Origin of the sequence: Candidatus Pelagibacter communis (assembly GCF_001179925.1) — a bacterium.
Taxonomy (GTDB): Bacteria; Pseudomonadota; Alphaproteobacteria; order Pelagibacterales; family Pelagibacteraceae; genus Pelagibacter; species Pelagibacter ubique_E.
In genome coordinates, this window is sequence record NZ_CVSF01000015.1 from 15,259 (window position 1) to 27,812 (window position 12,554).

The 12,554-nt window shown below is 32.7% G+C and carries 12 protein-coding genes and 1 other RNA gene; 2 read left to right on the top strand and 11 right to left on the bottom strand.

Features of this window, described 5'->3' with window-relative positions:
* Positions 1-4: 4 nt before the first annotated feature.
* The 10 genes from AMN70_RS00820 to hflK form a co-directional block, all read right to left on the bottom strand.
* Positions 5-1,039, bottom strand: a complete 1,035-nt coding sequence (locus AMN70_RS00820) for a rod shape-determining protein (RefSeq protein ID WP_075501117.1) — start codon at positions 1,037-1,039, stop codon at positions 5-7.
* Positions 1,040-2,611 carry a 2-isopropylmalate synthase gene (locus AMN70_RS00825; protein ID WP_075501118.1) on the bottom strand — a complete coding sequence of 524 codons (1,572 nt, stop codon included), beginning with the start codon at positions 2,609-2,611 and terminating at the stop codon, positions 1,040-1,042.
* 102 nt (positions 2,612-2,713) lie between these two features.
* Positions 2,714-3,736, bottom strand: coding sequence for a ketol-acid reductoisomerase (gene ilvC / locus AMN70_RS00830; protein WP_075501120.1), 1,023 nt, complete (start codon positions 3,734-3,736; stop codon positions 2,714-2,716).
* Between the two features lie 19 nt (positions 3,737-3,755).
* A complete protein-coding gene (gene ilvN, locus AMN70_RS00835) occupies positions 3,756-4,304 on the bottom strand; it encodes an acetolactate synthase small subunit (RefSeq protein WP_075501123.1) in 549 nt (182 codons plus the stop codon).
* Positions 4,304-6,070: an acetolactate synthase 3 large subunit gene (locus tag AMN70_RS00840; protein ID WP_075501125.1), complete on the bottom strand. Its 1,767-nt coding sequence runs from the start codon at positions 6,068-6,070 to the stop codon at positions 4,304-4,306. The genes ilvN and AMN70_RS00840 overlap by 1 nt, the downstream gene beginning before the upstream one ends.
* Positions 6,071-6,122: 52 nt before the next feature.
* Positions 6,123-7,031, bottom strand: a complete 909-nt coding sequence (gene miaA / locus AMN70_RS00845; protein WP_075501127.1) for a tRNA (adenosine(37)-N6)-dimethylallyltransferase MiaA — start codon at positions 7,029-7,031, stop codon at positions 6,123-6,125.
* A gap of 3 nt (positions 7,032-7,034) precedes the next feature.
* Entirely contained in the window at positions 7,035-8,438 is a 1,404-nt protein-coding gene (locus AMN70_RS00850; protein WP_075501129.1) for a Do family serine endopeptidase, read from the bottom strand.
* Between the two features lies 1 nt (position 8,439).
* The gene (locus AMN70_RS00855; RefSeq protein WP_075501130.1) at positions 8,440-8,625 is read right to left on the bottom strand and encodes a DUF2065 domain-containing protein; all 186 of its coding nucleotides are present in this window, start codon (positions 8,623-8,625) and stop codon (positions 8,440-8,442) included.
* A 9-nt stretch (positions 8,626-8,634) separates the two neighbouring features.
* Positions 8,635-9,504, bottom strand: a complete 870-nt coding sequence (hflC, locus tag AMN70_RS00860; protein ID WP_075501132.1) for a protease modulator HflC — start codon at positions 9,502-9,504, stop codon at positions 8,635-8,637.
* 1 nt (position 9,505) lies between these two features.
* The gene (gene hflK, locus AMN70_RS00865) at positions 9,506-10,612 is read right to left on the bottom strand and encodes an FtsH protease activity modulator HflK (protein ID WP_075501133.1); all 1,107 of its coding nucleotides are present in this window, start codon (positions 10,610-10,612) and stop codon (positions 9,506-9,508) included.
* A gap of 50 nt (positions 10,613-10,662) precedes the next feature.
* Here hflK and AMN70_RS00870 point away from each other — a divergent pair, with 50 nt between their 5' ends.
* Positions 10,663-11,487 (top strand): Mrp/NBP35 family ATP-binding protein, encoded by an 825-nt coding sequence (locus AMN70_RS00870; RefSeq protein ID WP_075501134.1) that lies wholly within the window; start codon positions 10,663-10,665, stop codon positions 11,485-11,487.
* Here AMN70_RS00870 and thyX read toward each other — a convergent pair.
* Positions 11,468-12,415 carry an FAD-dependent thymidylate synthase gene (gene thyX / locus AMN70_RS00875; protein WP_075501135.1) on the bottom strand — a complete coding sequence of 316 codons (948 nt, stop codon included), beginning with the start codon at positions 12,413-12,415 and terminating at the stop codon, positions 11,468-11,470. The two genes, AMN70_RS00870 and thyX, sit on opposite strands and share 20 nt — an antisense overlap.
* Positions 12,416-12,419: 4 nt before the next feature.
* Here thyX and ssrA point away from each other — a divergent pair.
* Positions 12,420-12,554, top strand: a transfer-messenger RNA (tmRNA) gene (ssrA, locus tag AMN70_RS00880); the annotation flags it as partial.

A 12,554-nucleotide genomic window follows, 5' to 3' on the forward strand; every position in this document is an offset into this window, starting at 1 on the left:
ATCTTTAATACTCAGTAAGCATAGTAGAAAATGTTTGTTCTTGATCTAAAGCTTTACCGGTACCAATTGCAACACAAGATAAAGGGTCTTCAGCTATGTGAACTGGTAAGCCTGTTTCTTTAGAAAATCTTTTATCTATGTTCTTTAATAATGCTCCACCCCCAGTCAATGTTAAACCCATATCTACAAGGTCAGCTGATAGTTCTGGTGGTGTTGCCTCTAATGCATCTTTGATACCATCTACCATTTCTTTTAAAATATCATTTAAAGCTTCTGCCGTATCCTCCTCGGTAATATTAACCTCTTTAGGAGTTCCAGATCTTAAGTCTCTTCCTTTGACAGGATAAGTATTATCATTTGTAGGTATAGCTGTGCCTATTTCTTTTTTAATTTTTTCAGCAGTACTATCACCAATCATTAAATTATATTCTTTTCGCATATAGTGTACTAATGCACCATCCATTGCATCACCTGCTACTCTCAAAGATCTAGAGTAAACTAAACCTCCAAGTGACATAACTGCTATTTCGCTTGTTCCACCACCAATGTCGACCACCATAGAACCAGTAGCTTCTGAGATAGGGAGTCCCGCACCAATTGCTGCTGCAATTGGCTCTTCGATTAATTGTACCCTTCTTGCTCCTGCAGCTAAAGCACTATCTTGAATTGCTTTTCTTTCAACTGGAGTGGAACCAGTTGGTACACAAATTAAAATTCTTGGATTAGCAAAAGTACTCCCTTTATGAACTTTTTTTATAAAGTGCTTTATCATTTCTTCAGTGACTATAAAATCAGCAATTACACCATCTCTTAAAGGTCTAATAGCACTTATATTTCCTGGAGTTCTTCCAAGCATTGTTTTTGCTTCATCTCCAACAGCTAAAACTTGTTTTTTTCCTGCCTGATCTACTATCGCAACTACCGAAGGTTCATTTAAAACTACTCCTTGCCCCTTCACAACAACCAAAGTATTCGCTGTACCTAAATCTATAGCCATATCTTGGCTCCATATTTTCTTTACTCTGCTAAATAATCCCATCTATATTCCCCTTACTTTTTGTGTCTCTTGCTCCATTGGAGCAGTCTTTTCTCTTTTTATAATCATTTTATTTAATGCATTTATATATGCATTTGCTGATGCTACCAATGTATCAGTGTCAGCTGCTTGACCGACTGTTGTTTTTCCATTTTCCTCAATCTTAACACTTACAGTTGCTTGCGCATCAGTGCCCTCGGTTACTGCATGAACTTGATAAAGTTGAAGATTTACATCGTGTGGATATAAAATCTTTATACACTTAAATATAGCATCAACTGGACCATCACCAGTTTCCGTTGCTTTTTTCACATCTCCATATACGTCTAAAGTCATCTCTGCTTTCTGGGGCTCTCCAGTTCCAGCAAAAACTTTCAATGATTTTAGATTAATCGCGTTTACTTTATTATCAATAATCAAGCTATCATCAATTAATGCAATAATATCCTCATCATAAACATGTTTCTTTTTATCTGCTAAAACTTTAAATTTAGCGAAAGCATTACTTACAACATCATCGGTCAAATCGGGATATCCAAGGCTATTTAATTTATCTTTAAATGCGTGTCTGCCAGAATGTTTACCCATAACTAAGGAAGTTTGTTTTACACCTACACTTTCTGGTGTCATTATTTCGTAAGTTTGTCTATTTTTAAGCATTCCATCTTGATGTATACCAGCTTCATGAGCAAATGCATTTTTTCCAACTATTGCTTTATTGTATTGGACTGGAAATCCAGTAGCATTTGAAACAATTTTAGACGCTTTACTTAAAAGTTTTGTATTAATACCTGTTTCATATGGCATTAAATCCGGTCTTGTTTTTATTGCCATTACAATTTCTTCTAAAGCAGCGTTACCTGCTCTTTCACCTAAACCATTAATTGTACATTCCACTTGTCTTGCGCCAGCTTGAACTCCTGCTAAAGAGTTCGCAACTGCTAAACCTAAATCATTGTGGCAATGAGTTGATAAAATTGCTTTATCGATATTTGGAACTTTATTTAATAAAGTTCCAATAATTTTCGTAAATTCTGATGGTATTGTATAACCAACCGTGTCTGGAATATTAATTGTAGTTGCTCCATTTTTTATTGCAAGTTCTACAGTTTTACACATAAAGTCCAGATCTGTCCTTGTTCCATCTTCACATGACCACTCAACGTCATCAGTATATTTTCTAGCGTAAGCAACATGTTTTCCTATGGAATCGTAAACATCCTCTGGTGACATATTAAGTTTGTGCTTCATATGTAGTGGACTTGTAGAAATAAAAGTATGTATTCTAAATCTAGGAGCGTGTTTTAATGCTTCATAAGCTCTATCAATATCTTTAACAGAGTGTCTTGATAGTCCCGCAGGAATAGATTTTTTTAAAATTTTACTTACTTCTGAAACAGCTTCAAAATCTCCTGGCGAAGCGATCGGAAAACCCGCCTCTATCACATCAATGCCAAGTTCATCAAAAACTCTAGCTATTTGAATTTTTTCCTCTAAACTCATAGACGCACCTGGCGATTGCTCGCCATCACGCATTGTTGTATCGAAAATAATTACTCTATCTTTTTTACCCATAACTTAATTTTTTTGAAAACTATAATACAATCTATAAGAGAGATTGCAAAATAAATGTCAGATAATTGTTAATTTATCTGATCTTTTTGGGTCTACCCAAGATTAACTTTTGTCACTATCAACAAGTTTTTTCTTACCAATCCAAGGCATCATTGCTCTAAGTTGTGCTCCAACTTTCTCTACAGGATGTTCTGCTAATTTTGCTCTAGTTTCTAGAAAGTTTTTTTGACCGTTTTTACATTCGTCCATCCAATCTTTAGTGAACTTTCCAGATTGTATTTCTGATAAAACTTCTTTCATTCTTTTTTTTGTTTCTTCTTTGTTAATAATCCTTGGACCTGATTGGTACTCACCATATTCGGCAGTATTAGAAATGGAATAATTCATATTTGCTATTCCACCTTCATAAATCAAATCAACAATTAATTTAACTTCATGTACTGTCTCAAAATATGCCATTTCTGGTTCATAACCTGCTTCAACTAGTGTTTCATAACCATTTTTCATCAATTCTACTAAACCACCACACAACACAGTTTGCTCTCCAAATAAGTCTGTTTCTACTTCATCCTTAAATGTTGTTTCAATTATTCCAGACCTTCCTCCACCTATAGCTGAGGCATAAGATAAAGCTAAATCTCTTGCTTTTCCTGAACCATTTTGATGGACAGCAAACAAACAAGGAACTCCACCTCCTTTTTGATATTCACTTCTTACTAGATGTCCTGGTCCTTTAGGTGCTACCATAAAAACATCTAGATCCTTTCTTGCTTTTATTAAATCGTAATGAACATTTAAACCGTGTGCAAAAGCTATACTTGTTCCTTCTTTAGCTCTTTGTTCAATGTGATTTTTATATATTTGAGCTTGTAACTCATCTGGTGTTAATATCATCACAACGTCTGCCCATGCAGCAGCATCAGACAAATTCATTACCTTTAGACCTTTTGACTCTGCTTTAGCAGCACTTGATGAGCCATCTCTTAATGCAACAACAACCTCTTTTACTCCACTATCTTTAAGATTTAATGCATGAGCATGACCTTGACTTCCATATCCAAAAATCGCAATCTTTTTTTCTTTTATTAAGTTTACATCTGTATCTTTTTCATAAAACATTTTCATTTTGCTTCTCCTAACTTATTTATTTAAAAATTTCAGAACCTCTCGTCATTGCAATAGCTCCTGTTCTTGATGTGCTAGTAAGACCTAAAGGTTTTAATTTTTTACTCATCTTATCAATCTCACGTCTAAGAGCAGTAATTTGTATCACAACTGACTGCTTTGTTTTATCTAATATCACTGGATTAAAGCTTTTACAGGCTTTAAGACACTTTTCTATCTTTTTTTTCTTTCCAACGACTTTTAGTAAAGCCATTTCCTTAAATATGACTTTTTTATCTTCCCTTCTAAAATCAGCAACTTTATGAACAGGAACTAATTTTTTCAATTGTAATTTAATTTGATCTATTACTTGAGGTGTTCCTGTGGTCACTATTGTAATCCTAGAAATATTTTTTGTTGCATCAACTTCAGCAACTGCTAAAGACTCAATATTATATCCTCTCCCCGAAAATAGTCCAACAACTCTAGCTAAAACTCCAGCTTCATTGTCAACCCACACTACAAAGATATGAGTGTCTAATTTCCCTTTTTTAGTTGGTATGCTGTAAGCTGATTTTGGATTTGACATTAGACTAAAGCTTTACCTTTTCCAGTAATCTTATTTTCATCTTTATCTTTTGGACCTAAAATCATTTGATTATGAGGTTTTCCTGATGGTATCATCGGAAAACAATTTTCATTAGGGTCAACTTGACAATCGAATATTACGGGACCATTGTGATTTACCATTTCTTTTATTTTATCGTCTAATTCATTTGGATTATCAGCTTTAATTCCTTTGCAACCATAAGCCTCTGCCAATTTAACAAAATCAGGTAATGCCTCAGAATAACTTTCAGAATAATTTTTTTCATGAAGTAACTCCTGCCATTGTCTGACCATTCCCATATACTGATTATTTAAAACAAAAATTTTAATAGGCAAATTATATTGAACAGCAGTTGACATTTCTTGCATCGTCATAAGGACAGATGCCTCACCAGCAATATCAATAACAAGTTTATCAGGATGAGCAATTTGAACGCCTACAGCAGCTGGAAGACCATAACCCATGGTTCCAAGTCCACCAGATGTCATCCATCTATTAGGTTTGTTAAATTTATAATGTTGTGCAGCCCACATTTGATGCTGACCTACCTCTGTTGTAATAAAAGTATCTTGATTTTTTGTTAATTCATATAATCTTTTTACAGCATGCTGTGGTTTTATAGTTTTATTGCTATTAATAAATCCCAAAGAGTCTTTGGTTCTCCATTTTTGAATTTGTTCCCACCACTTAGATATATTTTGCTTATTTGAAGTTTTTAAACCATTTTGTTTTGTATTAATTTTTTTTATTACTGCTTTTAAAACTTCATTAACATCACCGACAATTGCTAAATCTACTTTAATAATTTTGTTTATAGATGAAGGATCAATGTCAATATGGATTTTTTTCGATTTAGGAGAAAACTCATCAATCTTACCAGTTATTCTATCATCAAATCTTGCACCAATGTTTATTAGTAAATCACAATCATGCATAGCATTATTTGCTTCATAAGTTCCATGCATTCCTAACATTCCAATAAACTGGTTATCTTCCCCTGGAAATGCACCTAAGCCTTGCAGGGTAGATGTAATTGGAAAACCAATTAGTCTTACAAATTCTCTTAATGAGTCACTTGCCTTTGGCCCAGAGTTTATAACTCCTCCACCTGAATAAATTACTGGTTTTTTAGCTTTTGAAATTAAATTTATTAGTTCATCAATTTCACTCGATAAAAATTTGTTATGTGATTTACCATTATATATTTTTTGTTTTTTTGGTTTTAAATAATTTGATTTTGCAAATTGAATATCTTTAGGAATATCAATTAAAACTGGTCCTGGTCTTCCGGTTGTAGCTACACGAAATGCTTCATGAATTGTTTTTGCTAAATCTTTTACATCCTTTACTAACCAATTATGTTTTGTACACGGTCTAGTGATTCCGGTTGTATCACATTCTTGGAATGCATCAGTTCCAATCAGATGTGTTGGAACTTGACCAGAAATACAAACCAATGGAACTGAGTCCATATATGCATCTGTTAAAGCTGTTACAACATTTGTTGCTCCTGGTCCTGAGGTAACTAATACTACACCAGGTTTTCCTGATGATCTTGCATAACCTTCTGCTGCATGGCCAGCACCTTGCTCATGTCTAACTAAAATATGTTTTATTGTTTGATGGTTTTTAAGTTCATCATAAATTGGCAAAACCGCCCCACCCGGATATCCAAAAATATATTCCACATCTTGATCTTCAAGACATTTAAATACTATTTCTGCACCTGTTAATAATTTTGACATTTCTCAATCTAGCTGAAGTTGTGCTGATTGGTCAAGTTTATCTGCGAAATTATTAAATCTTTTTCAAAAAATTATTTAATTTATTGGTATGAATTTTTTTCCAACTCTTCATGTGCCCTCTGGCCCAAGTGACTTGTCTTTTGGCATATTGCCTTGTCTTTATTGATATTTTTTGTGCTAACTCCTCTTTATCTATCATTTTTTTTAAAAAATCACTTATTTCTGCAATACCTATAGCTTTGGAAATACTTTTTTCTTTAGGGATTTTTAATTTGAGAAATCTTTTAACCTCTAAAATTGCTCCTATTTCTAGCATTTGTCTTGTTCTTATAGAGATTTTTTCGATTAACTTAGGTCGAGATTGAATGATTATAATTTTATAGAAATCTTTTTTCTTAAAATTTGACTTTGTGTTTTTATACCACTCAACTACTGATTTTTTTGTAAACGTCTTAATTTCATAAGCTCTGATAGTTCTTTGGACATCTGAAGGGTTTATTTGATTTATTGACAGTGGATCAACTTTCAAAAGTTTTTTATAAAATCTTTCTTGACCGATTTTTTTTTGTAGGTTTCTAGTTTTTATTCTTAAGCTTAAAGGTATAATCGGAATTTCAACTAAACCCTCAATTAATGCTTTGAAATATAAGCCAGTGCCACCAACTAAAATTGGAATTTTTTTCCTTTTTTTTACCTCATGAATCTTTTTTATTACTAATTTTAACCAATCACCAGTTGAAAAATATTTTCTTGAATTTCGAAAACCATATAAGTGATGTTTAATTTTTTGAAAATTTTTTTTCGAAGGTCTAGCTGTTAAAATTCTAAACTCTTTATAAACCTGCATGCTATCAGCATTAATAATTTCACCATTAATTTTTTTTGCCAGTTTGATTGCAAATTCAGATTTTCCTGATGCTGTTGGTCCGTAAATTAAAAAAATTTTGGATTTTAAATCCATCTCTTATTTTAATTTAACACCAATATACCTTCTTTGGTTTTGGCTATTATAAATAACTAATAGAATTGTTTTCTGATTAGTCTTTAAAACTTGTGTCACGATACGTTCTAAATCCTCTACAGAATCGATTTTTTTCTTTTGCGCCTCAATTATAATGCTGTTTTCCTCTATTGAGTTTATTAATGGACTGTTTTTTTCAATCTTCGTAACTACTAATCCTTTCGTTTGATTAGGAAGTTTTCTTTGTTTTATATCTTCAGTATTTAATTTTCTTACTGATATTTTTAAATCTTTTATTATACTTTCAATTGGTGATGACTTCTCTGATATTTTAAAATCTTCTGAAGTTTCTAATCTTCCCAAAAGGACTTTTTTGGTTAATTCTTTTTTATTTCTCCAAATTTTTACTTCAACTGTTGATCCCACTTTTGTTTTAGCAACTATTGCTGGCAATTCTTTCATTTGATTAATTTTTGCTCCATTGAACTCTAAAATAATATCTCCTGCTTTAATTCCTGCTTTTGCAGATGGACTATTCTCTGCAACACTTGCTACTAGTGCGCCCCTTGGCTCATCTAACTTTTCAACATCTGCAATTTCTTGAGTAACATCTTGAATTCTAACTCCGAGCCAACCTCTTTTAGTTTCGCCAAACTCTATCAACTGATCTATAACTATTTTTGCACTATTTGATGGAATAGAAAATCCAATACCTATTGATCCACTTCTACCTAGTATAGCAGTGTTAATTCCTATCACATCACCATTCATATCAAATAAAGGACCTCCAGAGTTACCTGAGTTGATCGAAGCGTCGGTCTGTATGTAATCTTCATATCTTGATAATCCAATTGATCTGTTTCTTGCTGAAATAATTCCTGAAGTAACTGTTCCACCTAAACCAAAAGGATTTCCTATAGCTATTACCCAATCACCTATTCGTGCCTTATCTGAATCTCCAAAGTCTACAGGAACAAACTTTTGATTTGTTTCTAATTGTAAAACAGCAATATCCGATAATGGATCGGCCCCAATTATTTTTGCTTTAAATTCCTCATCACCATTTACTCTAACAATTATGTCCTCAGCATCCTGAATAACATGGTTATTGGTAACAACTATACCTTTTTCATCTATAATAAAACCTGAACCAAGTGCAGAAGATTTTCTTTCTTGAGGAGTTCCAAACTCTTTAAACATATCCTCAAAAGGTGAACCTGGTGGAAATTGAAATGGAAATGGGTTAGTGCTAGTTACAACTGTTTGCGTTGTTGAAATATTAACTACTGAAGGCATCAATTTTTCTGCTAAATCTGCAAATGATGCAGGGACAGATTTTGAATTAGATGTAGTGGAAACGCATAAAGTAAAAATTATAGTGGAGAGTATAAATTTAATTTTTTTCATATTAATTCTTTGTAAAATAAATAATCATAAAACCTAAAATTGCAAAAATTAGACCTCCAACTCTCAATTGACCATCTTTTATAAGTTCTAATTTTTTTAACATATCTCTCATTTTTGATGGAAATATGGCATATAAAATGCCCTCAATAAAAAGAAATAGACCAAAGGCTATGATCAATTCTTTCATGGTAAAATTTTATTGAACTTGAGGTTTTATATTTCCAAAAAATTTGAAGAATTCACTATCAGGAGATAAAATTAAAGATGTATCCCCACCAATCAAAGCATTTTCGTAAGCTTGCATAGCTCTATAGAACGCAAAAAATTCAGGGTCTCTTCCAAAGGCATCTGCAAAAATCTTATTTCTTTGACCGTCACCTTCCCCTTTCATAATTTCAGATTTTTTTTGAGCATCGGCTAAAATAACTGTAACTTCTTTGTCAGCGGTAGAGGTAATTGTTACCGCCATTTCTGCACCTCTTGCTCTAAATTCTTTTGCTTCTCTTTCCCTTTCAGTTTGCATTCTCCTAAAAATAGCATCACTATTTGCTTGAGGAAGATCTGCTCTTTTAATTCTTACATCATTAATTTTGATACCAAAATTTTCAGCTTCATTATTTACACCTTCTTGAATTAAAGCCATTTGTTTAGTTCTGTCTTCTGATAATAGAGTTTGCAATTCTTGTTGGCCTAAGACGTTTCTTATTCTTGAATTAATAATAGTTGCTAATCTTGATCTTGCTACTCTCTCATTACCTACAGAAATATAAAATTTAAGTGGATCAATAATTTGAAATCTTGCGAAAGCATCTACAATCAATCTTTTTTGATCTGATGCAATTACCTCTTCTGGTGGTGTATCTAAATTTAAAATTCTTTTATCTAAAAAAACAACATTTTGGATAAAAGGAATTTTAAAATTCAACCCAGGTTTTGAAATTATTCTTTTAGGATCACCGAATTGAAGAACGATTGCCTGATTTACTTCTTTTACTATAAAAATTGAAAAATAAGCTACCGCAATTAGCACAACAACTATACCTGTTATAATCTTTCCTATATTCATTTTAATTTGTTACTTTCTTTTTATTTAATTCAGGTAATGGAAGATATGGAACTACACCAGAGCCGGCATTTTTTTCAATAATTACTTTTTCTATGTCTGCTAAAACTTTTTCCATTGTCTCTAAATACATTCTCTCTTGAGTAACTTCTTTTGCCTTAGTATACTCATTGTAAATGGATACAAATCTACTAGCTTCACCTTCAGCTTTAGCTACAACTTCTTTTTTATAAGCCTCTGCTGCCTGTAAAATTTTTTGAGCTTCTCCTCGTGCTCTTGGAATTACATCATTAGCATATGCTTCAGCTTCATTTTTTGATCTTTCCATATCTGCTCTTGCAGCTTGAACATCTCTAAAAGCATCGATTACTTGATCCGGTGGATCTGCTTTTTGAGTTTGTACTTGGGTGATTTGAATACCACTAGTATATTCATCTAAAATTTTTTGAATTATATCTTGAGTGTCAGTCTCTATAAGTGATCTTCCCTCTGTTAAAATTGGTTGAATATCTGATCTTGCTATTACTTCTCTCATCGCAGTCTCTGCTGCAGCTTTTACAGTTCCTTCTGGATCTTGAATCTTGAATAAAAAATTTCCTGCATCTTTAATTACCCAAAAAACTGAGAAGTCTATGTTTACAATATTTTCATCTCCTGTTAACATTAAACTTTCCTGAGGAACATCGGCTACTCCACCTGAAGAAGTAAAACCACTATCTCTTTCAGATCTAAACCCTATATCGATTCTGTTAACCTTTGTAACCTTTGGAGTAAGGACTGACTCTACAGGGAATGGAATATGATAATTTAATCCAGGTTGAGTTGTTTTTATAAATTTTCCAAATCTTAGGACAACACCTTGCTCGTCTGGCAAAACCCTATAAAGGCCACTTGCAAGCCAAATAAAACCTAAAACAATAAGAACTAAAACAGCCTGTTTACCACCAGATGATGCTCCACCTGGAAAAAATCTTTTTATTTTTTCTTGAAATTCTTTAATTATTTTATCAATGTCTGGAGGTGTTGGACCTCTACCAGACCCATTACCATTTCCTCCACCAGGAGGTGTTCCCCAAGGACTACCACCTCTTTGTTGAAAATCATCAGACATACATTATCTATATAGTGTTTAATTAATTAAAAACAAGTTAAGATCAATTTATGACAGATAAAAAGCCTGAACTAAGTGCCGCAATGAAAAGCAAGCTAGAACCAAAGGTTTTTAAGAAAAATCCAATTATTGGAACTAAATTTACAATAGCAATTTCGAGCGCCAAAGGTGGGGTTGGCAAATCTACATTTGCAACTAATCTTGCTTTAGCGTTGAAACAAATTAGTTGTAAAGTTGGATTATTAGATGCAGACATATATGGTCCATCAATTCCTAAAATGTTAGGTATAGAAGAAAAACCAAAAAGTGATGGACAAAAACTAGAGCCAATTATTAAATATGATATTCAATGTATGTCTATTGGTTTTTTGGCTGATCAACAAACTCCAATGATTTGGAGAGGTCCAATGGTCACCAGTGCAATAAAAACTTTTACTCAAAAGGTCAACTGGAAAAATTTAGATTTTATAATCGTCGATATGCCACCTGGAACAGGGGACACTCAACTCACCTTTTCGCAGGAAATTAAAATGGATGGTGCAATAATTATCTCTACACCTCAAGAGGTAGCATTACTAGATGTCAAAAGAGGTATTAAAATGTTTGATAAGCTTGGAGTAAAAATTTTAGGGCTAGTTGATAATATGAGTTATTTTAAAGCGGATGATGGTAAAAGTTATAAAATATTTGGTGATAGTGGAGTCAAAAGGACTGCTGAGGAGTTCAGCAAAGATTTCTTAGGTGAAATTCCAATTAACCCTGAAGTTGGAAAAGCCTCTGATAACGGTAAACCAATAGTTGAGCTTAACTCAGAACATGAAATTTCAAAGATATACTTAAATTTTGCTAATAAAATTAAATCATCTTATCTTTAAGATCAAAAGCTTGCATTAATTCATTCCATTCTCTTTTTGATAATCCCGAAGCCTCTAAAGATACATTTTCATTTTTAATTAGTTTTTGAATAATGTCTTTTCCTTTAGCCGAAACTTCAGTTCCTCCAACTCTATAATCCATAAATGCTTCATAAGTAATTGGAACCCACCTTTTTAAGGTATCTAACATAATGTCTGCATAAACTCTTATTTCAAATTGTGCATGACTGTCCGCTCTCAATCTTAAAAAATTCATTAAATTTAATAAATCTGTTTTCCAATACCATTGAGTATAAGTATTAAGTGTAAGATTCATTCTTGCTAGCTCTCTAGCTAGACCTTTTTTATTTTTATCTATTGTAGACCCGTCATATCTTTCATTGAGCATAGTTTCATAGTTATCATAAGTCCTTTCAGCATCATTTTTTAAAAGTTCTAAAACTTTATTAGCTTGTTCGCCTTCAAGTATTTCACCTCTACCTTGCCTATTACTTGTTGATTGTGCTGCTAAATTATCTCTAGTTGGTAAATAAAATTCCTTATCTAAAATTGAATACCTTGCAGAATATTCGTTTACGTTAGCTGTTCTATGTCTGATCCATTGTCTAGCAATAAATATTGGTAATTTAATATGGTATTTAATTTCACACATTTCAAAAGGGGTGCTATGCCAATGTCTCATTAAATATTTTATTAAACCCTTATCAGTAGAAACTTGTTTTGTTCCTTTTCCATATGATACTCTTGCTGACTGAACTATAGAAGTATCATCACCCATATAATCTACTACTCTTACAAATCCATGATCCAAAGCTGGAATTGCCTCATATAAAATTTTTTCAAGTTCTGGTGAAGTTACTCTCTTTGTCTGGTTACTCTGACTTTGTTGATTTTTTATCTCCTCTAACTGTTCTTTAGTTAATTTCATGATTGTTATTGAATCTGTTGTATTTCCTTTTATATTAATAAAGTTGGATTTCCAACTATGACGATAAATGAATTTCGTAATAACCATTGCGGACGTGGGGGCAGTACCCACCACCTCCACCATTACAACTTATGGGGGT